The organism is Streptomyces sp. NPDC020780 (genome assembly GCF_044334475.1).
Taxonomy (GTDB): Bacteria; Actinomycetota; Actinomycetes; order Streptomycetales; family Streptomycetaceae; genus Streptomyces.
The window spans coordinates 360,062-380,973 of record NZ_JBIRTB010000008.1; the positions used below are offsets into that span (position 1 = coordinate 360,062).

Below are 20,912 nucleotides of genomic sequence, written 5' to 3' on the forward strand. Positions count from 1 at the left end.
GAACAATAGGGCCATGAGCCAGCAGCCCAGCTCCGAGGTCCCGGTCCCGCCCGCCCAGCCGTCCGTCGGCTCCCTCGCGGCGCACCGGCCCCAGGCCGTCGCCGGATCCTCGTCCGTGTCCGCCGGTCTGTCCACGGCCCCCGGCCTCGACCCCGACCTGGACAACGACGCGGACGCGTACGAGCCCGACGCCGACGGCGACGAGCTGCCGCAGGGCCGCTTCCTGGATCGGGAGCGCAGTTGGCTCGCGTTCAACGAACGCGTTCTGGAGCTGGCCGAGGACCCCACCACGCCCCTCCTCGAACGGGCTAATTTCCTCGCGATCTTCGCCTCCAACCTGGACGAGTTCTTCATGGTCCGGGTGGCCGGCCTCAAGCGCCGCATCGCCACCGGTGTCGCCACCCGCTCCGCGTCCGGGCTGCAGCCCCGCGAGGTCCTCGACCTGATCTGGACCCGCTCCCGCGAGCTCATGGCCCGGCACGCCGCCTGTTACCAGCAGGACGTCGCGCCCGCGCTGTCGGACGAGGGCATCCAGCTGATCCGCTGGCCCGAACTGACCGAGAAGGAGCAGGCCCGCCTCTTCACCTTCTTCCGGCAGCGGGTCTTCCCCGTACTGACCCCGCTGGCCGTGGACCCGGCACACCCCTTCCCGTACATCTCCGGGCTCTCCCTCAACCTCGCCGTCGTCGTCCGCAACCCGGTCAGCGGCCACCGCCACTTCGCCCGCGTCAAGGTGCCGCCGCTGCTGACCCGCTTCCTGGAGGCGTCCCCGCAGCGGTACGTCCCGATCGAGGACATCATCGCGGCCCACCTCGAAGAGCTCTTCCCGGGCATGGAGGTCCTGGCCCACCACATGTTCCGCGTCACCAGGAACGAGGACCTCGAGGTCGAGGAGGACGACGCCGAGAACCTGCTCCAGGCCCTGGAGAAGGAGCTCATGCGGCGCCGCTTCGGCCCGCCGGTCCGCCTGGAGGTCGAGGAGTCCATCGACCCGTACGTCCTGGACCTCCTCGTACGCGAGCTGAACATCTCCCAGACGGAGCTCTACCCGCTGCCCGGGCCCCTCGACCTCACCGGACTGTTCGGCATAGCGTCCCTGGACCGCCCGGAACTGAAGTACCCCAAGTTCATCGCGGGCACCCACCGCGACCTCGCCGAGGTCGAGTCGGCCTCCGCCCCGGACATCTTCGCCGCCCTGCGCGAACGCGACGTGCTGCTGCACCACCCGTACGACTCCTTCTCGACCTCCGTCCAGGCGTTCCTGGAACAGGCGGCGGGCGACCCCGACGTGCTCGCGATCAAGCAGACGCTGTACCGGACCTCCGGCGACTCGCCGATAGTGGACGCCCTCATCGACGCCGCCGAATCCGGCAAGCAGGTCCTCGTCCTCGTCGAGATCAAGGCACGCTTCGACGAGCAGGCCAACATCAAGTGGGCCCGCAAACTGGAGGAGGCCGGCTGCCACGTCGTCTACGGCCTGGTCGGACTCAAGACCCACTGCAAGCTGTCGCTCGTCGTCCGCCAGGAGGGCGACACCCTGCGCCGCTACTCCCACGTCGGCACCGGCAACTACCACCCCAAGACGGCCCGGCTCTACGAGGACCTCGGCCTGCTCACCGCCGACCCCCAGGTCGGCGCGGACCTCTCGGACCTCTTCAACCGGCTCTCCGGATACTCACGCCGCGAGACCTACCGCCGCCTGCTGGTCGCCCCGAAGTCCCTGCGGGACGGCCTGATCGCCCGCATCAACAAGGAGATCACCCACCACCGCGCGGGCCGTCCCGCCTACGTCCGCATCAAGGTCAACTCCATGGTCGACGAGGCGATCATCGACGCCTGCTACCGGGCCGGACAGGCTGGCGTACCGGTCGACATCTGGGTACGCGGCATCTGCGCGATCCGCCCCGGCGTCAGCGGGCTCTCCGAGAACATCCGGGTCCGCTCCATACTGGGCCGCTTCCTCGAACACTCCCGGGTCTTCGCCTTCGGCAACGGCGGTGAGCCCGAAGTGTGGTTCGGCAGCGCCGACATGATGCACCGCAACCTCGACCGCCGGATCGAAGCACTGGTCCGCGTCACCGACCCCGCGCATCGCGCCGCGCTCAGCAGGCTCCTGGAAACAGGCATGTCCGACACCACCTCCTCCTGGCACCTGGGACCCGACGGGAACTGGACCCGGCACGCCACGGACGCGGACGGCCAGCCACTGCGGCACGTACAAGAGATGCTCATTGACGCCCGGAGGCGCCGGCGTGCGACGCCCTGACCACCACACGACGACGCTGTCCGCCGAGACGGTCCTCGCCCCCTACCTGTCCGAACAGGCCGCCGGTTTCCTCCGCGGCCTGCGCCTGCACCGCGAGCACAGCGCCCCGACGGACGCCGGCACCCATGGGGCCGAGGAGGCCGCCGCGGCCCTGCGCCACGCCGCCCGCCGCATCAGCGGCACGCTCCACACCTTCCGGTCCGCGCTCGACCCGGCCTGGGCCGACCAGCTCCGTACGGAACTGTCCTGGCTCTCCGGCACCCTGGCCCGCGAACACGCGTACGCCACCCGGCTAGGACGGCTGCTGGAGGCCCTGCACCAGCTCTCCGGCACCGCGCTCCCCGCCGCCCGCACCGCCACCTCGTCGGGCGGAGACGGTGACACCGCACGCGCGGCCCTCGGCGTGGGCGCGGCCCGTGCCGGGGCGCTCCTCGAACGTCGGCTGACCCTCGCCCGGACCCGAGCCCACTCGGCCGCCCTCCAGGCGCTCGGCTCCTCCCGCTTCCACGCCGTCGCCGACGCCGTGGCCCTGCTCGCCTCCGAGGTCCCCCTCGTCCCCGCGGCCGCGGGTCCCGCAGCAGACCTGCTGCGCGCCCCGGCGGAACTGGCCGAGGAGCGCATGCTCGCCGCGGTCGCCGCGCTGCCGCCCGACGAGGGGGCCGAACCGTACAACGAGGGCCACGACACCCTCTGGCACCAGGCCCGCCTGCTCCTGCGGCTGCACCGGTACGCGCACGAGGTGGTCCAGGGCGCACCCGATCCGGTCCTGGCCGGGGCGGGGCGGGCGCTCGACCTGCACCGGGACGCCGCCGAGGCGGCGGGGGCCGCGGCAGCGGCGGCGCGCACCCCCCGGATCGCCCCGGCGACGGCGTACGCCCTGGGCGTCCTCCACGCCGACCAGCGGCACGAGGTGGAGGCGGCGCGCGCCGTGTTCCGCGAGACCTGGCCGTACGCGACGGCCGTACCGGCGTCATGACCCCCCGCGACCGAACCCCCGTCCGGGCCGCGGGCTGCGTCCTGTGGCGCCGTTCCCCGGACGGCGGCCTGGAGATCTGCCTGGTCCACCGCCCCCGCTACGACGACTGGTCGTATCCCAAAGGCAAACTGAAGCGCGGCGAAACCCCCGCGGAGGCCGCCCTGCGCGAGGTCCTGGAAGAAACAGGCCACCACTGCGTCCCTGGCGCCGCACTGCCCACGGCCCGGTACACGGCGAACGGGCGCCCGAAGGTGGTCAGCTACTGGGCGGCCGAGGCGACGGACGGCACCTTCGTCCCCGGCAACGAGGTCGACCGCCTGGCCTGGCTCTCCCCCGCCGCGGCCCGCAACCGCCTCACCCGCCCCGGCGACCGCATCCAGCTGGCCGCGTTCCTGAGCACCCTCCCCCCAACCTGACCCCCACCCGAGCACCCCACCGACCGACCCGGAACCCCCAGCAGCCCCACCATCACCAGAGCCGAACAGGGAGCGCACAACACCACCAGGCAACCGCCCCGGACCCGTGCCCCCACCCGCCGGAACGGGAAACAACCGGCCCGCAGAACACCACCAGACCCACCCCACCACCAGACTCACCCCACCTCCCCCACCAACCACCCGCCGAGGGTGGATAACGGTCCACCCGAGCGAGGCCCCCACCGACCCCACCCCCGGACCACCCCGACCCACCACCACCCGCCGGGCCGGGAACGGCCGGTCCGGGGGCGTGCAGGAGGGTCCCCGCAGGGTGACGAACGCATTCCTGGGCAGGCTCGCGTGGAGCTGGAAACGTTCGTCACCCGAGGAGACACTCCGGAGGGCCCCCGGGCCCCACCCACGATCGGCCCGGCACCCCCGGAGGAGCCCCACCCCGCAGGTGCCGGCACCACCAAGCCCGTCCGGCGCTTGAGGACGGAACCCCGCGCCCCGCACCAGGCCCGCCCCCGGACCAGGCCGCCCCGCACCAGGCCCGCCCCCGGACCAGGCCGCCCCGCACCAGGCCCGCCCCCGGACCACCCCACCGCCCCCCACCGCGCCAGGCCCCCGCGCCAGGCCCCCCGGAACCAGCCCGCCCAGCACGGTTCACCTGCCGTTCACTCTGCCCCGTAGGCGGCTTCACCTCTTCTGCCTAATTTCGGACGTACACGGTGCACGGCGCCAAGCCACCGCACCTTTCCTCATCGCACGCCGCCTCGCACCCCCGGCCGCGGCGGCTCCTGGAAGGAACACCCCGAAAGTGAAGCTTCAGCGCAAGAACCGGCTTCGTGCCACCGCGCTCGGTGCCCTCGCCGTCTCCGGCGCCCTGGTCCTCACGGCGTGCGGTTCGGACGACAACACCGGAAGCCCGGACGGAGGCGGCAAGAAGACCAGCGCCGCCGCGTCGAACATCAAGTGCGACGACGCCAAGGGCCAGCTCCGCGCCTCCGGGTCGAGCGCGCAGAAGAACGCGATGGACCTCTGGGTCAAGAACTACATGGCCGCCTGTTCCGGCGTGGAGATCAACTACAACTCCTCCTCGTCCGGCGAGGGCATCGTGGCCTTCAACCAGGGCACCGTCGGCTTCGCCGGCTCCGACTCGGCGCTCAAGCCGGAGGAGGTCGCCGACTCCAAGAAGATCTGCAAGACGGGCCAGGGCATCAACCTCCCGATGGTCGGCGGCCCGATCGCGGTCGGCTTCCACCTCGAGGGTGTCGACAGCCTGACGCTGGACGCCCCCACGCTCGCCAAGATCTTCGACACCAAGATCAAGAAGTGGAACGACCCGGCGATCGCCGCGCTCAACAAGGGCGCGAAGCTCCCGGACAAGGCGATCCAGCCCTTCCACCGCTCCGAGGACTCCGGCACCACGCAGAACCTCGGCAAGTACCTGGGCGCCGCGGCCCCGAGCGACTGGAAGTACGAGGCCGAGAAGAAGTGGCCGGCCCCCGGTGGCCAGGCCGCGTCCGGCTCCTCCGGTGTCGCCTCCCAGGTGAAGGCGGTCGACGGCTCGATCGGTTACTTCGAGCTGTCCTACGCCGCCTCGCAGGACATCAGCACGGTGGACATCAACACCGGTGGCGCCACCCCGGTGAAGGCCACCTCGGAGAACGCCTCCAAGGCCATCGCCGCCGCCAAGGTCAAGGGCACCGGCAAGGACCTGGCGCTGGACCTCGACTACACCACCAAGGCCGAGGGCGCCTACCCGATCGTCCTGGTGACGTACGAGGTCGTCTGCGACTCCGGCAACAAGGCCGACACCCTCGGCACCGTCAAGTCCTTCCTCACGTACACCGCTTCCGACGAGGGCCAGAAGGTCCTGACGGAGGCCGGTTACGCCCCGATCCCGGCCGAGATCAACGCCAAGGTCCGCGAGACCATCGGCGCCCTCTCGTAACCAGGGAACCGCACGACGAAACAGGGCGGGACGGTCCGGAACACCCCTCCGGACCGCCCCGGCCACCGACCGATCCGGTGCACCGCCGCCAGGGGAGCCCGCAGGCTCCCCCACACAGACCGGAAAGACCATGGCTTCCACCACTCAGCTCGACATACCGCCGGCCCCGCCGGCCCCACCACGGCGCCCCGGGTCCACCGGGCGCGCGGGCGACAAGATCTTCCTGAGCCTCTCGCGGGGTTCGGGCATCCTGCTGCTGCTGATCATGGCGTCGATCGCCGTGTTCCTCAGCTACCGTGCCGCGACGGCCATCTCGAAGGACGAAGGCAACTTCTTCACCACCTTCGACTGGAACCCGGCCGGTGACCCGCCGGTCTTCGGCATCGCGGTCCTCCTCTTCGGCACCGTCGTCAGCTCGATCATCGCGATGGTCATCGCGGTCCCGGTCGCTGTCGGCATCGCCCTCTTCATCTCGCACTACGCGCCGCGCAAGCTGGCCGCCCCCCTCGCGTACGTCGTCGACCTGCTCGCCGCCGTACCCAGCATCGTCTACGGCATCTGGGGCGCTCTCGTCCTCGTGCCGTACCTGGAGGGCCTGAACCTCTGGCTCGACCAGTTCTTCGGCTGGACGTACATCTTCGAGAAGACCGAGGTCGGCGTCGCCCGCTCGCTCTTCACCGTCGGCATCCTGCTCGCGATCATGATCCTGCCGATCGTGACCAGTGTCAGCCGCGAGGTCTTCCTCCAGGTCCCGAAGATGAACGAGGAAGCCGCGCTCGCCCTCGGAGCCACCCGCTGGGAGGTCATCCGCCTCTCGGTCCTGCCCTTCGGCCGGTCCGGCATCATCTCCGCCTCGATGCTGGGCCTGGGCCGCGCGCTCGGCGAGACGATGGCCGTCGCCACGGTCCTGTCGCCGAGCTTCCTGATCTCGCTGCACGTGCTCAACCCGGGCGGTGGCACCTTCGCCCAGAACATCGCCGCGAAGTTCGGCGAGGCCGACGCCTTCGGCCGGGACGCCCTGATCGCCTCGGGTCTCGTCCTGTTCGTCCTCACCCTGCTGGTCAACGGCGCGGCCCGGCTCATCATCGCCCGCCGCAAGGAGTACTCGGGGGCCAACGCATGAGCAACGCCACCACCACCAACGTCCAGGACGCCCCTCCGCAGACCCCGCCGGGTACCCGCGGGACCGGCCTCAGCAGCCGCAGCCTCCCCCGCTGGGCCCCGCTCGGCTTCGCCGCCCTGTCCGTCGCGCTCGCCATCGGCATCAGCACGGCCGCCGGATGGCAGAGCCGCGTCCAGTGGGGTCTGATCGCCGCCCTGCTCTTCCTGGCCATCTCGTACGTGGCGACCACCGTCGTCGAGAACCAGCGCCAGGCCAAGGACCGCCTCGCCACCAGCGTCGTCTGGGTGTGCTTCCTGGTCGCCGTCGTCCCGCTCGCCTCGCTGCTGTGGACGACCGTCAGCCGCGGCTCCGAACGCCTGGACGGCTACTTCCTCACCCACTCCATGGCCGGGGTCCTCGGCTCGGAGGCCACCGGCGGTGTCTACCACGCGCTGATCGGCACCCTGGAGCAGGTCGGTATCGCCACGGTGATCTCCGCCCCGCTCGGCCTGCTGACGGCGGTCTACCTGGTGGAGTACGGGAAGGGCGGCCTCGCCCGCGCCGTCACCTTCTTCGTCGACGTGATGACGGGCATCCCGTCCATCGTGGCCGGCCTCTTCATCCTGTCGATCATGCTGATCGCCGGCCTGGAGCCGTCCGGTCTGATGGGCGCCCTGGCCCTGACCATCCTGATGATCCCGGTCGTGGTCCGCTCCACCGAGGAGATGCTCAAGCTCGTCCCCAACGAGCTCCGCGAGGCCTCCCTCGCCCTGGGCATCCCGAAGTGGCGCACCATCCTGAAGGTGGTCCTGCCGACCGCGATCGGCGGCATCACCACGGGTGTCATGCTCGCCATCGCCCGTATCGCCGGCGAGACCGCACCGATCATCCTGCTGGTCTTCGGCAGCCAGCTGATCAACACGAACCCCTTCGAAGGCGCCCAGTCCTCGCTGCCCTTCTACATCTACGAGCAGTACAAGATCGGCGAGGCCGCCTCCTACGACCGCGCCTGGGCCGCCGCCCTGGTCCTGATCGCCTTCGTCATGATCCTCAACCTCGTGGCCCGCGGCATCGCCCGCTGGAAGGCCCCGAAGACCGGTCGCTGACGCGGCCATCAGCGACCTCCGAAAGAAGCAGTGATTCACATGGCCAAGCGCATCGACGTCGGCGGACTCACCGCCTACTACGGCTCCCACAAGGCCATCGAGGACATCTCGATGACCGTGGAACCCCGCTCCGTGACCGCCTTCATCGGCCCGTCCGGCTGCGGCAAGTCCACCTTCCTGCGCACCCTGAACCGTATGCACGAGGTCACCCCCGGCGGCCGCGTCGAGGGCAAGGTGCTGCTGGACGACGAGAACCTCTACGGCGCCGGGGTCGACCCCGTCACCGTGCGCCGCACGGTCGGCATGGTCTTCCAGCGGCCGAACCCGTTCCCGACCATGTCGATCTTCGACAACGTCGCCGCCGGCCTCCGGCTGAACGGCTCCTACCGCAAGAACCAGCTGTCCGAGATCGTCGAGAAGTCCCTCAAGGGCGCCAACCTCTGGAACGAGGTCAAGGACCGCCTGAACAAGCCCGGCTCCGGCCTGTCCGGCGGCCAGCAGCAGCGCCTGTGCATCGCCCGTGCCATCGCCGTCGAACCCGACGTGCTGCTGATGGACGAGCCGTGCTCGGCGCTCGACCCGATCTCGACCCTCGCCATCGAGGACCTGATCGGCGAGCTGAAGGAGCGCTTCACGATCGTCATCGTGACGCACAACATGCAGCAGGCGGCACGCGTCTCCGACCGTACGGCCTTCTTCAACCTCTCGGCGGTCGGCAAGCCCGGGCGGCTGATCGAGATCGACGAGACGGAGCGGATCTTCTCCAACCCGTCCGTGCAGGCGACCGAGGACTACATCTCGGGCCGCTTCGGATAACCCCAGACGGCCTTGGGGTGCTGCATGGCGGTGCCACCACAAGGCAACGGGTCCGCCCCCGCTCCCTGGGAAGGGAGTAGGGGCGGACCCATTTCCGTACGTGTGACGGTGGTGGCCCGGCGGACTCACAGGCCGGACGGGGCCGGCGGGGCGCACGGCCCGCCGGTCAGCCGAAGAGCAGGACCACTACCCCGTAGCTGAGCGCGGCGACCAGGGCCGCGGCCGGCATCGTGATGAACCACCCCAGGATGATGTTCTTGGCCACCCCCCAGCGCACCGCGTTCACCCGCTTCGTGGCGCCCACACCCATGATCGCCGAAGTGATCACATGAGTCGTGGAGATCGGAGCGTGGAAGAGGAAGGCCGAGCCGAACATGATCGACGCACCGGTGGTCTCCGCCGCGAATCCCTGCGGCGGGTCCAGCTCGATGATCTTGCGGCCGAGCGTCCGCATGATGCGCCAGCCGCCCGCGTACGTACCCAGGGACAGCATCGCCGCACAAGCGATCTTCACCCAGACCGGAATCTCGTCGTTCGGACCCTCGACGTCGGCGATGACCAGGGCCATCACCACGACGCCCATCGTCTTCTGGGCGTCCTGCAGACCGTGCCCCAGCGCCATCCCCGCCGCCGAGACCGTCTGCGCTATGCGGAAACCACGCTTGGCCTTGTGCGGGTTGGCGTTGCGGAACATCCACATGATCGCGACCATCACGAGGTAACCGACGAACAGCCCCACGATCGGCGAGAGGAACATCGGGATGACGATCTTCTCGAGCACGCCGTCCCAGTGCACCATCGTCCCGCCGGCCAGCGCCGCGCCGACCATGCCGCCGAACAGCGCGTGCGAGGACGAGGACGGCAGACCGTAGTACCAGGTGACGAGGTTCCAGATGATCGCCCCGACCAGCGCCGCGAAGAGGATGCCCATCCCCTTCTGGCCCTCGGGGGTCGCGATGAGGCCTTCGCTGACGGTCTTGGCGACCCCCTGGCCCAGGAACGCGCCTGCGAGGTTCATCACAGCGGCCATCGCCAGAGCCGCACGCGGCGTCAGCGCCCGGGTGGACACCGAGGTGGCGATGGCGTTCGCCGAGTCGTGGAAGCCGTTCGTATACGTGAAGCCGAGCGCGACACCGATGGTCACGATCAGCGCAAAGGTGTCCACGAGGTTCAGGACTCCTTGACCGCGATGGTCTCCACGGTGTTGGCGACGTGCTCGAACGCGTCGGCCGCCTCTTCCAGCACGTCCACGATCTGCTTCAGCTTCAGCACGTCCATGGCGTCGTACTTGCCGTTGAACAGATGGGCCAGCAGCTTGCGGTGGATCTGGTCGGCCTGGTTCTCCAGGCGGTTGACCTCGATCCAGTACTCGGTGAGGTTGTCCATGGTCCGCAGGTTCGGCATGGCCTCTGCGGTCAGTTCAGCGGCCCGGGCCAGCACCTCGATCTGCTGCTCCACACCCTTCGGGAGCTCCTCGATCTGGTACAGCACGACCAGGTCGACGGCCTCCTCCATGAAGTCCATGATGTCGTCGAGCGACGAGGCCAGGTTGTAGATGTCCTCGCGGTCGAAGGGCGTGATGAACGAGGAGTTCAGCTGGTGGAAGATCGCGTGGGTGGCATCGTCCCCCGCGTGCTCCGCTGCCCGCATGCGCTCCGCGATCTCGACTCGGGAGGCAGAATCCGCCCCGAGCAGTTCCATCAGGAGTTTCGAGCCCGTGACGATGTTGTCCGCGGATGCGGAGAACATGTCGTAGAAGCTCGTCTCCCTGGGGGTCAGACGAAAGCGCACGTGGGGTCCTCGGGGTGCTTTGGTTTCGGTCAGGCTGATGCTAGGCGCATCATCCGGCCACGGCTAACCGGCGTTCTTCAGTGTCGCGCATCGGGCACAGTGATCAGCACGGACCCCCGGTCACGTTTCGGCGCGATTCGTTACCATATACGGGGCGGGGGTATACAGACGGCGCGGACCGGTATACAGACGGCAGGGCAAGAGGACAACGGGAGGACCCCCATGACCACCACCGAGGCCGGCGAGGCGGCCGGCACGGAAGCGGTCGTCACCGACCACGACCGCGGCATCCACGGCTACCACCACCAGAAGGACGAGCACCTCAAGCGGCTGCGCCGCATCGAGGGGCAGATCCGCGGCCTGCAGCGGATGGTGGACGAGGACGTCTACTGCATCGACATACTCACCCAGGTCTCGGCCTCGACGAAGGCCCTGCAGTCCTTCGCACTCCAGCTGCTGGAGGAGCATCTACGCCACTGCGTCGCCGATGCGGCCGTCAAGGGCGGTGACGAGATCGACGCGAAGGTCGAAGAGGCCACGAAGGCGATCGCCCGCCTGCTCCGCACCTGAGCCGCGGGGCGGGCCGCCCGCACCGCGCTCCGCAGAGGTGCCCGCCCTGCTCCGGGGCCCCGTCAGGACGTCCGGGCGGGCGGGTGCCGCAGTTCACCCCCGGCGGACGGAGTGTGACTGCCGGGGGACGCGCGGGGCGGGCTCGTCGAGCACCGCGTCGGCGCCCTGCCCGAGGTCGATCACCGAGGCGGCGCCCCGCGTGACGTCGATCACCGCGTCGGGATCCTGCCCGACCCCGATCACCGCGTCGGCGTCCTGTCTGACGTTGAGCACCTCGTCGATACGGTCGTGACTGAGCCGGTCCTCCAGCGCGGCCGACGCCGCGATCATGAGCTCGCCGCAGAGTTCGATCTCGGCCAGGGCCACACAGTCCTGAGCGTGCGAAGCGCTGAGCGTCACCACCTGCGTCACCTCTCTCTGCCGTCGCCGCATCCTGGCGCACCGACTCCCCAAGGGCTGGCCCGCACCCCGGACGGGCACACGACGACAGCCGCGGCACCTCGCCGCGCTGCCGGAACGCCCGGATACATCCGGTATGCGGACGCCCCTCCGCCGTGCGACGCACAGCGTCCGACGCCGTGCGCTGTTCCACCGGAGATGACGGGACAGCCCCTAGCGTAGGGAGCGCGGTGTGCACCGCGCATGGCACGGACGGGTCATTTCGATCCCCTCCCTACGGTGTTCCCGGCCCCCCTACGGTGTTTCCGGGCCATTCCCGCTCTGCTGGATCCGGCCCGTGTAGATGTCCGCGTCGCGGGGCAGCTCCACGGAGACCGGCACACCGAAGCGATGGAGGAACAACGTCGACACCACCGCGGCCGCCGGGCCCCCGGTCGCGAAGCTGAAGCGGTGCCGCACCTTCCGCAGCAGGCCGTCGTCATCCAGGTAGGCGTCGAACCGGACGGCGTCCGTGCCGAACCCCTTCGCCGCCGCGGTCAGCGCGCCGCGTGAGGACGGTGAAGCGGCCAGCGCCGCACGCCCGAGATCCGCTGTCCCACGGAAGTGACGCACCGCCACCCCGGCCAGCTCCGTCCGTCCGACGTATGCCACCCTGCCCGCGCCACGCAGCAGCTCGGCGGCGGCCATCGGGTCGGTCACCCCACCGGTGACGAGGTTGCCGTCCTCCAGGACCGTCGTATCGATACGGACCCACTTCCCGGCAGGCACACCAGCTCCCCGGTTCTTCATGTACAGCGCCCCGGGAGCCAGCAGTTCGGTGATCGGCCGGTGCGCGTCCGCCCCTGCGGCGTCCTTCGGCAGCACGACCTCGATCCGGCCGAGCTGCTTGCGGAAGTCGTAAGCGCCCTGCCCCCTGATGGTGACCCGCGTCCCGCCCGCCGCGGTCTCCATCGACGTACGCGCCTCGGCGGTGCCCGCACCGGCCAGCATCGCGGCAGCCCGGCGGACCACGGCTGCCGCATCCCCGACGACACCGTCGGTGGCCATGGCCCGCTCCCCGGCCGGGTTCCCGCCGGCACGGTCGGTGGCCACGGCCCGCTCCCCGGCCGGGTCCCCGCCGGCACCGTCGGTACCGGAACACCCGGTGCCCGCCGCCATCACGCCCGCCACGGCCACGGCGCAGACAGCCAGTGCCCCGCCTCCGCACCTGCGCTGCCGCACCACCATCGCCTGCCAACTTCCAACGACGACCACCTGACCGAACTCCCGCCCGCCACGCCTAACGACCACCCGGTCCCCCCGTCACGCCGACAGGGCCCTTCGGGAAGCCGTTCGGCCCACGCGCGTACGGCCACGGGCCGCCGCCAGTACCGTGGACGCGTGTATGAGGAGACCTCGGGCCCGGCCGCCCACGCCCCCGCGCCGGCACACACCACCACCACCGTCGAACGGGGATCGTTCTGCCTGGCCCGCTGCACCTGCGGCTGGTCGGGAGCGGCCCGGCGCTCCCGCGACCGGGCCCGCACGGACGCCGACGACCACCGCGCGGCCACCACCGGCCCGGCTGCCTGACCGCACTCCCCGAGGAGCCCGTGGCGTACACCTCCGCCTCCGCCTCGCCCTCCCGCACACGGGGCTTGCGGTTGCCGCCGCGGCGGCTTCCACCGTCCTGACAGGGCCGGAGAAACCGGCCCTGTCAGAGCGTTCGTGAGAGAGGACGGCGAGGGCCTGGCCGATCTCGGAAGTCGCCCGGATGCCGGGCGGGACGGCCGTACCCGCCGGCACGACGACATCGGCCTGCAGCCGCTCCTGCGTGGACAACTCCCCATGGCAGGCGGCCTACGCGGCGATCGCCCCGGGCCTGGCCGCCTATCAGCGTGACGCCATCGAGACGTACGCCGAGACGTACGCCGATTCCCGACTGAGCTGAGAGGCACTCGGGGCGGCCAGCCCCAGCAGGAGTGCGGGGGGGGGGCGCCCCCTCAGGGACGCCCCCCCCCCGCACTCCGACGTTCAGCGCGAACCTCCGGCCAGGCCGGCCGGACAGCACCTAGGCGGCGAGATCCTTCTCGTCGGGCGAACCGCCCCGGCCCGATCCCGGGCGCGGCTCGGGAATCCCCCGCGGCTCGTCCTGCCCGTCGGCCCCTGCGGTGGCAGGCATGCGCGAGCGGACGAGCCGTCCGACCGATCCGGCACGGGCCACGGCCCCCACCAGAGGGGTCAGCATCATCATCGCCAGCGGGGCGAGCAGGAGGGCCACCGCCGTACCGAGAGCGAAGCCGCCGATCACATCGGTCGGGTAGTGCACGCCCATGTACACGCGGCAGAAACCCTCCAGGAGAGCCAGCGCGATCGCCGCCAGACCGAACTTGCGGTTGGCCACGAAGAGGCCGACGCCGATGGCCATCGCCATCGTCGCGTGGTCGCTGACGAAGGAGAAGTCCTCCTTGCCCGCGACCAGGACATCCAGCCCCTGATGATCGTTGAACGGGCGGGGCCTCTCCACGAACCCCCGGATCGGGATGTTGATGATCAACGCGATTCCGGCGGCGAGAGGCGCCCAGACCAGCCCAGCGACCGCTGTCACCGAGTCCTCGGTCGTCCCGCGTCGGCGAACGCTCCACCAGCACCACAGGACCACCAGGACCATGCCGAGCATGATCCCGTATTCACCGACGAACTCCATGACCCGGTCGAACCAGGCGGGAGCGGCCTTCGCCAGCCCATTGATGTCGTAGAGCAGGCTGACGTCCGGGTTCGACCCATCGAGTGCGAGTCCAGCCATCTGCTGCGGCCCCTTGCCTTGTCTTCTGCTGCGCCGCACAACGCCGTGCGCCGCCTTGGTCGGACCCCCGTGGTCGGTGCGGATTCAGTACTGCGTGTCATCGCGATGCGGTGACGCGTGCCTGCCCTGGCCCGGTCGCCGCGTGGTCAGTGCGCATGCTGTCCCAGTCCAGGGAACGACGTGACGGCACCGGACGTTCCGCTCTCCACCGAATGATCACCATGACGTTATCGAAGAGTGACTCGTCGTCGCAGCTCAGGGCCCAGGCTTTACGGAGAGTTCCGGCCACGTCCGACCCTCCGTCAGCTCCGCGGCCGGCCCTCCCAGTCAGCTTTCCGGGAGCGCCGTCGGAAGGGCAGCGGCCCCCTCCTTGGTGACCCGGGTGGCACCGAAGTAGTCAGGGGTGTCGATCTTGTCGAATCGGATGACGGCCCCGGTGTACGGCGCATTGATCATGTACCCGCCACCCACGTAGAGGCCCACATGGCGAATGGCCCGTGAGTTGGCCAGGTCATCCGAGAAGAACACCAGGTCGCCGGGGAGCAGCTCGTCCCGCGAGGGATGCGGACCGGCGTTGTACTGGTCGTTCGCCACCCGGGGCAACTCGATGTCGACGGTCCGGTACGCGGCCTGGGTCAACCCGGAGCAGTCGAACCGTCCTCCCTGGTCGGCCGTGCCGTTACCGCCCCAGAGATACGGGGTGCCGAGCTTCTTCTGCGCGAAGTAGATGGCCCCAGCCGCCTGCTGCGACGGCTGCACCCGGCCGACCGGCCTCGCGAAGCTCTTCTCCAGGGAACGGATGATCTTGACGTAGTTCTGGGTCTCGGCGATCGCGGGCACACCGCCCGACCTGATCACCCGGTACGCCCCGGCGTTGTACGCGGCGAGCATGTTGTCGGTCGGATCGCCCGGGACCTTCTTGACGTATCCGGCGAGCTCGCAGTCGTAGGAGGCGGCCGACGGAATCGCGTCGGCCGGATCCCAGACGTCCCGGTCCCCGTCCTTGTCCCCGTCGATGCCGTGCGTGGCCCAGGTCCCGGGGATGAACTGAGCGATGCCCTGCGCGGCGGCCGGACTCTGAGCACGCGGATTCCAGCCACTTTCCTGATACAACTGCGCGGCCAGGAGCGCCGGGTTGATCGCGGGACAGAGGCCACCCCACTTCTCCACGAGCGGCTGGTACCGAGACGGCACAGCACCCTTGACCAGCCCCACCGCCCCACCCGCCCCGCTGATCCCGGCAGCGGCGGAGTACGTGCCGACGACGAGCAGGGCGATGAAGCACAGGCCGAGCCCGATCCCACCACCGACGAACACCCAGTATTTCCGCACACCCCAACCATCCCCCATTCGGGCGCCGTTAAGGGCGCGATTCGCTGGTGTGTGCGGGTGGAGAGAAGCATGAGGGGGCGTCAGGGGCGGCTACGGGGGGTCAGGGGGCGCCGGCCGACCAGAAGGGGGAGCGGATGTTGGGGCGGGGGATGTTCTCCATCCCCTCGTACAGGGGCGCGGTGGGCTTGGTGGTGGACTCGGCCACCTTGGACTCCTTGACGCAGGGACTGTCGACCTCGAAGAACACCTGCCCCTCGCCCCCGACGATCAAGCTGACGCCGAAGCCGTCCTCGGTCTGAGCGAAGATGGCGGGAAAATCTGGGTCATTGTTGATGGTATTGATTCGGTAACCACTTTTTCGCCAGAAGCGATCAGCAACGCCCAGAAAGCTACCGCGGCGTTGCTCGGAGATGATTGTCATCACGGTGCGCCTGCGAGTGACCTCGCAACTACCCAAACTCGTCGCATCGTGAGTCCAGTGCACTTCTGGATTGAACGCGCGCAGCACGGAGTTAAGGATCTCATCCTCGCGATCTGCCGCCTCCTGCATGTCCATGCCCACCTTTTCATCCTGATTCCGCCTTCCAGGATCAACACAGGCGGTAATCAGAAAGTAGAGGAGTAGTAGAAGGGTCACATTTCCGTAACGACGCATTAGCGCTGCTCCTCCATTTTCACCTTGTCCGCACGACCCGCCGCAATCATCGAAATGCTACTTGCACCGATCGAGCCCTTCGGGGCATCGAAATAGCCAGAATGTGAAGCCAAGGAAATTCCGTCAGGGCCGACCACCGGTGGCCCTTCGGCCACATGGAAGCGCCTCGCGCCAAATGCCTCGCTGGCCGGATCTTTGCCAAACCAAGTATCGTCATTCCCCCGGTCGGCCATACTGCCCACAAGAAGCCCGAAGGGTCCTGTCGCTGCGCCCACGGCCGCCTGCTGCGGAGACGGCATCTTGGGGACGGGGTCATTCTTCGCTGCTGCCACAAATACGTGCCCAGCTCCGACTCCAAGGTCTTCTGCGCGATCCACGCCGACACCAGGGCTGCCGACGAGAATGATATCGTCCACGCCTGGCATCCCCCCATCTTGGCGAGCGGCAGCGCCGACAGTGCGCGAACCATATGAATGACCAATTGCAGTCAGGTGAGGATCCTGGTTCTCGTTCGTAGCGGCCATTCCCTCCATAAATTCACTAAAAGCCGCCCCACCCTTCTCCGCTCTACCTTCTCCCGCGACTGCGAAACTCGCCCTCCCGTCAATCAACTGGGGCGCGTCATATCCAAGCCACACAACCGCCGCACCAGATGGATCGAAAAACCGCGTCCCCTTGGCTGTATCGAAGGCTCGCTTGAGGTCATTCTTTGCAAAGTCTTCGTCCAGTGAAGTATTCAGGCCAGGAACGTAGGAAGAAACGTTCTTCGCTGTATCCGGGTTACCGTAGGAGATAATTGCTCGCCCATTCCCTTCGTCCGCAATTCCGAGCAACAGTATTGGTGGCCTGCCCGGACCGGTCCCCGCCGACAACTGCCGGTCGATCTCGCGGAGCCCCGCCAGCTGGGTGACCGACCTCGCGTCGTCGCGGCCCTCCAGCTTGCCGATCAGCAACTGCAGGTTGTCCCGGTTCGCCGCATCCCGGACGAGGGCGGGGATGCCGTCCAGGTTGCCGATCTGGTCCGGATACACGGCGAGGTACTCCTCGCGCTGTTCCTGGGTCAGCCCGCGCCACCAGTCCCGGCGCTCGGCCGGCGTCGCGTCGTGCGGGATGCCCGACTTCAGGTAGCCCGCCGCCGCGTCGCGTACCGCAGCCGCGTCGCCCGCCGCGTCCTTCCACGTCGAGTCCGGGACCTTGAGGCCCTCCTCGGCCTTCAGTTCCCGCAGGATGCGGGTGAACCGCCAGTCGATCTCGGCTGCCGTCCGCACGGCCTTCGCCACCCGGTCCGCGATGTCCTGGGCCTTGGCCACGTGGGGATTCGGCGCGACCAGCCCCGAGGGCGGCACCAGTCCCGGCGTAGCCGATGAAGCCGTACCGCCCTTGAGCGGTCTGCCGTCGAGGAGCCCTTCGCCGGCCTCCGGGTACGTCACCGACCCGTCCGCGTGCACCGTGAACCGCAGCGCTTCCGCATCGTCCAGCGCCTCCATCAGCGCCCGCTGCTGCGCCCTCAACTCGTGGGCCAGGCTGTTCAGCGTCGTACGGACCAGCCCGCACTCCGTGTACACGTACTGCAGGTTCCGGCCCAGCCTGCGCAGCCGGGCGACCGCCGACTCCGCCGCCTCGCCCTCCTGGGTGTCCCGCAGCCCGGTCAGCAGGTGCTGCTCGATCCGGTCCCGCGCGGCGTCCGCACGGTTGCTCGTCCTGCCCCAACCGTCGGCCGCACCCTCCAGTTCGGCACACCGCACGTCCCGTAGCTGCGCCCAGGTAAGGGTCGGCGTCACCGCTCACCGCCGGTGCGACCGGCCACCGGGGCGAACGACGACCGCACTGCCTCGTTCGTCTCGCCCTGCGCCCGGGCCACGGCTCGCAGCTTCCCGGCCAGGCTGCCGCACTCGCCCCGCGCTGCCTCGATCCGCCGCTGCCAGGACTCCCGTACGGCATCCAGCTCCGCGAGCGCCTTCAGCGCACCGGCCCCCGCGACCAGCCCTTCGTGCGCCGCCGCCAACTCGGTCCGCACCGGCCCCAGCTGCGTGACCAGCCCCTCCGTACCCCCGGCGGCCCGCAGCCACGGACCGTCGCTGTGCCTCAGCGCCGGGCGGCCACCACTCCCCCCACCCGGCCCCGCCAGGTCACTCAGCCTCCGCACCACGGACACACCGCTCACCCCGTTCCTGATCACGGAGCGGCACTGTGCCAAATCCGACGTACCCGACACGCCGGACGGTCCCGAGCGGATGCCGGTCGCCCCCGGCCTCCCAAGGAAACGTCCGCGCCGATGTCACCCGAACGCGGGACAAGGAACCACGGGTCCCGGGCACCCCGTCCACCTCCGCGACCGCATGTTCCGCCTCACAGCCGAGGACACCCCGTGAGCGCAGCCGCCACCCGTCATCTCTACATAGCCCGGCACGCCGAGGCATCACCGGACGAGACCGAGCTGACGGAGAACGGCCGGCGCCAAGCCGTGCTGCTCGGCCGGCGCCTCGCGGACGTCCCCTTCTCCGCCGTCCACCACGGCCCGCTGCCGCGAGCCGTCGAGACCGCCCGGCTGATCGGGGAGCAGCTCGGCGACGTCCCGCTGCATCCGTCGGAACCGGCCGGGGACTACATCCCGTACGTCCCGCGACGCGACGAGATCCCGCCCGCGTCGGCGGACCGCCTGCTCGGTTTCCTGGACGGCTTCTCGGCCCGGGAACGCGAGCACGGCCCCGAGTTGGTCCGGACCGCGCTGGCGCGGTTCACCGGCCCCGTCGACGGCGACGAGCCCCGCCACGAACTGCTGGTCACCCACGCCTTCCTGGCCGCCTGGCTGGTGCGCGACGCTCTCGACGCCCCCGCCTGGCGGTGGATGGGCCTCAACCACGCCAACGCGGCACTGACCGTCATCCGGTACACCCCGGGCAGGCCCGCCACACCGCTCGTCGTCAACGACATGGGCCACCTTCCACCGGAACTCCGCTGGACCGGCTTCCCTCCGGAGCTGCGCCTGTAGGAATCGGGCACCGGGCATGGCTGTCCCCCGGACGGATGGTTTACCGGGACGTATCACCACAGTTCGGGGTGGCGCACCCCGGTCTTCGTGATCATGCGAGGCGTGATCTCAGTACACCGCACCTCAACGCGCGGCCACCGCCTGCTGCTGACCGCAGGGCTTGCCGCGGCGGCCCTCGTCTCGTCGCTGCCGGCCGGACCGCCGGCCCGGGCCGCCACCACCACCGCCACCGTCGGCTCCGTACCACCCCGCCCCACGACCGCCGCCGAGACCCGCACCGCCACCTGGCTGGATGCGCACCTGAACGGAGACGGGGCGGCCGCCCGTTTCTTCCGGGACCTACCCAAGGGCGGTGACCTCCACAACCACCTCTCCGGCGCGGTCAGGACCGAGTACCTCATCCAGCTCGCCGCCGACGACGGCCTCTGCATCGACACCACGATGACCGCCGTCGCACCCCCGTGCGGTCCCGGCAGTCGACCGGCGGCCGACGCACTCACCGATGCCGCGTTCCGGCAGTCCATCGTCCGCGCCTGGTCCATGCAGGACTTCCCGCAGGGCGAGTCGGGGCACGACCACTTCTTCGCCACCTTCGGGAAGTTCGGAGCCGCCACGGCACACCGCGGGAAAATGCTCGCCGATGTGGCGGGATCGGCGGCGGCCCAGAACCAGACGTACCTGGAGACGATGGTCAGCCCCGCGTCGGCGGGCGCGAAGCAGCTGGCCACGGACGTCGGCTGGGACCCGGACTTCGCCGCCCTGCACAACAAGCTGCTCGCCGGCGGCCGCCTCGACCAGCTGGTGTCGGAATCCAAGCAGGAGGCCGACGCGGCCGACGCCGAGTTCCGCGAGACGGCTCACTGCGCGAGCCCCGCCCCCGCACCCGCCTGCCGGGTCACCGTGCGCTGGATCTCCCAGGTGTCACGCAACAGCGCGCCGGAACGGGTCTTCACCCAGATCGCCCTGGGCCTGCGCCTGGCCGAGCGCGACCAGCGGTTCGTCGCGGTCAACCTGGTCCAGCCGGAGGACGGGGAGATCTCCCTGCGCGACTACCGCCTCCACATGCGCATGCTGAACTACCTGCACGGCGTCTACCCGCGCGCCCACATCACCCTGCACGCCGGCGAGCTCGTCCCCGGCCTGGTGAAGCCGGAAGACCTCACCTTCCACATCGACGACGCCGTACGCACCGGGCAGGCGGAACGGATCGGCCACGGCGTCGACCTCGTGCACGAGAACAACTGGCACGCACTGGCCCGGGACATGGCACGCCGCCAGATCGCCGTGGAGGTGCCGCTCACCAGCAACGCGCAAATCCTCCAGGTCGAGGGGGACGAGCACCCGTTCCCGGTCTACCGGAAGTACGGAGTCCCCGTGGTCCTCGCCACCGACGATCCGGGCGTCTCCCGCGGTGACATCGGCCAGGAGTACCGCCGCGCGGCCCGTACCTACGGACTCGGCTATCCGGAGCTGAAGGACCTGGCCCGCGCCTCCCTCGAGTACTCCTTCCTGCCCGGTCGCAGCCTCTGGCGACCCGACCCCGTACGCCAGGGATTCAGCCCGGTCGAGGAGTGCCGCTTCCCGCAGTCGGCACGCTGCGCCCGGTTCATCGCCCAGAACCCGAAGGCCCTCCTGGAATGGCGCCAGGAGGAGTCCTTCCGGACATTCGAGGGCCGCTACACCCGCTGACTCTCCGAACAGGGGCGCGGGGCCCGCCGGGACCAACCCCGCGCCTCGCCGGCCGCACCG

General features: G+C 69.8%; 20 protein-coding genes. 11 read left to right on the forward strand and 9 right to left on the reverse strand.

Annotation, left to right across the window (positions count from 1 at the left end; translation table 11 throughout):
* The first annotated feature begins 13 nt into the window (after nt 1-13).
* The 7 genes from ACH4VO_RS18280 (at nt 14) to pstB (ending at nt 8,639) form a co-directional block, all read left to right on the forward strand.
* Nucleotides 14-2,266 carry an RNA degradosome polyphosphate kinase gene (locus tag ACH4VO_RS18280; protein WP_360985788.1) on the forward strand — a complete coding sequence of 751 codons (2,253 nt, stop codon included), beginning with the start codon at nt 14-16 and terminating at the stop codon, nt 2,264-2,266.
* Nucleotides 2,253-3,242 carry a CHAD domain-containing protein gene (locus tag ACH4VO_RS18285; RefSeq protein ID WP_360985791.1) on the forward strand — a complete coding sequence of 330 codons (990 nt, stop codon included), beginning with the start codon at nt 2,253-2,255 and terminating at the stop codon, nt 3,240-3,242. Before ACH4VO_RS18280 ends, ACH4VO_RS18285 begins: the two co-directional genes overlap by 14 nt.
* A complete protein-coding gene (locus tag ACH4VO_RS18290) occupies nt 3,239-3,658 on the forward strand; it encodes an NUDIX hydrolase (RefSeq protein ID WP_360985794.1) in 420 nt (139 codons plus the stop codon). The genes ACH4VO_RS18285 and ACH4VO_RS18290 overlap by 4 nt, the downstream gene beginning before the upstream one ends.
* An 820-nt stretch (nt 3,659-4,478) precedes the next feature.
* Nucleotides 4,479-5,615: a phosphate ABC transporter substrate-binding protein PstS gene (gene pstS, locus ACH4VO_RS18295; RefSeq protein ID WP_360985797.1), complete on the forward strand. Its 1,137-nt coding sequence runs from the start codon at nt 4,479-4,481 to the stop codon at nt 5,613-5,615.
* 130 nt (nt 5,616-5,745) lie between these two features.
* Entirely contained in the window at nt 5,746-6,738 is a 993-nt protein-coding gene (gene pstC, locus ACH4VO_RS18300; RefSeq protein WP_360985800.1) for a phosphate ABC transporter permease subunit PstC, read from the forward strand.
* Nucleotides 6,735-7,823: a phosphate ABC transporter permease PstA gene (gene pstA / locus ACH4VO_RS18305; protein ID WP_360985803.1), complete on the forward strand. Its 1,089-nt coding sequence runs from the start codon at nt 6,735-6,737 to the stop codon at nt 7,821-7,823. Before pstC ends, pstA begins: the two co-directional genes overlap by 4 nt.
* Before the next feature lie 39 nt (nt 7,824-7,862).
* Complete coding sequence (gene pstB / locus ACH4VO_RS18310; protein WP_360985806.1) at nt 7,863-8,639, forward strand: phosphate ABC transporter ATP-binding protein PstB; 777 nt, start codon at nt 7,863-7,865, stop codon at nt 8,637-8,639.
* 166 nt (nt 8,640-8,805) lie between these two features.
* Here the strand turns inward: pstB and ACH4VO_RS18315 are convergent, their stop codons facing one another.
* Together ACH4VO_RS18315 and ACH4VO_RS18320 are read right to left on the reverse strand one after the other, a co-directional pair.
* Complete coding sequence (locus ACH4VO_RS18315; RefSeq protein ID WP_360985809.1) at nt 8,806-9,804, reverse strand: inorganic phosphate transporter; 999 nt, start codon at nt 9,802-9,804, stop codon at nt 8,806-8,808.
* Between the two features lie 5 nt (nt 9,805-9,809).
* Nucleotides 9,810-10,430: a DUF47 domain-containing protein gene (locus tag ACH4VO_RS18320; protein ID WP_069171443.1), complete on the reverse strand. Its 621-nt coding sequence runs from the start codon at nt 10,428-10,430 to the stop codon at nt 9,810-9,812.
* Nucleotides 10,431-10,652: 222 nt separating this feature from the next.
* On the opposite strand from ACH4VO_RS18320, the gene ACH4VO_RS18325 reads away from it, so the two are divergent.
* A complete protein-coding gene (locus ACH4VO_RS18325) occupies nt 10,653-11,000 on the forward strand; it encodes a metal-sensitive transcriptional regulator (RefSeq protein ID WP_360985813.1) in 348 nt (115 codons plus the stop codon).
* A gap of 93 nt (nt 11,001-11,093) precedes the next feature.
* Here ACH4VO_RS18325 and ACH4VO_RS18330 read toward each other — a convergent pair whose 3' ends face one another.
* Together ACH4VO_RS18330 and ACH4VO_RS18335 are read right to left on the reverse strand one after the other, a co-directional pair.
* Nucleotides 11,094-11,399 (reverse strand): hypothetical protein, encoded by a 306-nt coding sequence (locus ACH4VO_RS18330; RefSeq protein ID WP_360985941.1) that lies wholly within the window; start codon nt 11,397-11,399, stop codon nt 11,094-11,096.
* 294 nt (nt 11,400-11,693) lie between these two features.
* Complete coding sequence (locus tag ACH4VO_RS18335; protein WP_360985929.1) at nt 11,694-12,626, reverse strand: hypothetical protein; 933 nt, start codon at nt 12,624-12,626, stop codon at nt 11,694-11,696.
* A gap of 153 nt (nt 12,627-12,779) precedes the next feature.
* Between ACH4VO_RS18335 and ACH4VO_RS18340 the strand changes: the two genes are divergently transcribed.
* Nucleotides 12,780-12,971, forward strand: coding sequence for a hypothetical protein (locus ACH4VO_RS18340; protein ID WP_360985816.1), 192 nt, complete (start codon nt 12,780-12,782; stop codon nt 12,969-12,971).
* A gap of 478 nt (nt 12,972-13,449) precedes the next feature.
* Here ACH4VO_RS18340 and ACH4VO_RS18345 read toward each other — a convergent pair whose 3' ends face one another.
* From ACH4VO_RS18345 to ACH4VO_RS18365, 5 genes are all read right to left on the reverse strand, one after another.
* Nucleotides 13,450-14,184 (reverse strand): phosphatase PAP2 family protein, encoded by a 735-nt coding sequence (locus tag ACH4VO_RS18345; RefSeq protein ID WP_360985819.1) that lies wholly within the window; start codon nt 14,182-14,184, stop codon nt 13,450-13,452.
* Between the two features lie 327 nt (nt 14,185-14,511).
* Nucleotides 14,512-15,501, reverse strand: coding sequence for a bifunctional lytic transglycosylase/C40 family peptidase (locus ACH4VO_RS18350; protein WP_360985932.1), 990 nt, complete (start codon nt 15,499-15,501; stop codon nt 14,512-14,514).
* Between the two features lie 115 nt (nt 15,502-15,616).
* A complete protein-coding gene (locus tag ACH4VO_RS18355; protein ID WP_360985822.1) occupies nt 15,617-16,072 on the reverse strand; it encodes a hypothetical protein in 456 nt (151 codons plus the stop codon).
* Nucleotides 16,073-16,170: 98 nt separating this feature from the next.
* The gene (locus ACH4VO_RS18360) at nt 16,171-17,952 is read right to left on the reverse strand and encodes an alpha/beta hydrolase (protein WP_360985825.1); all 1,782 of its coding nucleotides are present in this window, start codon (nt 17,950-17,952) and stop codon (nt 16,171-16,173) included.
* Entirely contained in the window at nt 17,949-18,350 is a 402-nt protein-coding gene (locus ACH4VO_RS18365) for a hypothetical protein (protein WP_398440961.1), read from the reverse strand. Before ACH4VO_RS18365 ends, ACH4VO_RS18360 begins: the two co-directional genes overlap by 4 nt.
* A 189-nt stretch (nt 18,351-18,539) precedes the next feature.
* Between ACH4VO_RS18365 and ACH4VO_RS18370 the strand changes: the two genes are divergently transcribed.
* Nucleotides 18,540-19,163, forward strand: a complete 624-nt coding sequence (locus ACH4VO_RS18370) for a histidine phosphatase family protein (protein ID WP_360985828.1) — start codon at nt 18,540-18,542, stop codon at nt 19,161-19,163.
* 93 nt (nt 19,164-19,256) lie between these two features.
* The gene (locus tag ACH4VO_RS18375; RefSeq protein WP_360985938.1) at nt 19,257-20,852 is read left to right on the forward strand and encodes an adenosine deaminase; all 1,596 of its coding nucleotides are present in this window, start codon (nt 19,257-19,259) and stop codon (nt 20,850-20,852) included.
* Nucleotides 20,853-20,912: the final 60 nt, after the last annotated feature.

Excerpts from the sequence above, each read along its gene's own strand:
- ACH4VO_RS18325 (WP_360985813.1), top strand. The coding sequence starts at position 10,653 with ATGACCACCACCGAGGCCGGCGAGGCGGCCGGCACGGAAGCGGTCGTC.
- pstC (WP_360985800.1), top strand. The coding sequence starts at position 5,746 with ATGGCTTCCACCACTCAGCTCGACATACCGCCGGCCCCGCCGGCCCCA.
- ACH4VO_RS18355 (WP_360985822.1), bottom strand. The coding sequence starts at position 16,072 with ATGGACATGCAGGAGGCGGCAGATCGCGAGGATGAGATCCTTAACTCC.
- pstB (WP_360985806.1), top strand. The coding sequence starts at position 7,863 with ATGGCCAAGCGCATCGACGTCGGCGGACTCACCGCCTACTACGGCTCC.
- ACH4VO_RS18345 (WP_360985819.1), bottom strand. The coding sequence starts at position 14,184 with ATGGCTGGACTCGCACTCGATGGGTCGAACCCGGACGTCAGCCTGCTC.
- ACH4VO_RS18375 (WP_360985938.1), top strand. The coding sequence starts at position 19,257 with ATGCGAGGCGTGATCTCAGTACACCGCACCTCAACGCGCGGCCACCGC.
- ACH4VO_RS18290 (WP_360985794.1), top strand. The coding sequence starts at position 3,239 with ATGACCCCCCGCGACCGAACCCCCGTCCGGGCCGCGGGCTGCGTCCTG.
- ACH4VO_RS18335 (WP_360985929.1), bottom strand. The coding sequence starts at position 12,626 with ATGGTGGTGCGGCAGCGCAGGTGCGGAGGCGGGGCACTGGCTGTCTGC.
- ACH4VO_RS18280 (WP_360985788.1), top strand. The coding sequence starts at position 14 with ATGAGCCAGCAGCCCAGCTCCGAGGTCCCGGTCCCGCCCGCCCAGCCG.
- pstA (WP_360985803.1), top strand. The coding sequence starts at position 6,735 with ATGAGCAACGCCACCACCACCAACGTCCAGGACGCCCCTCCGCAGACC.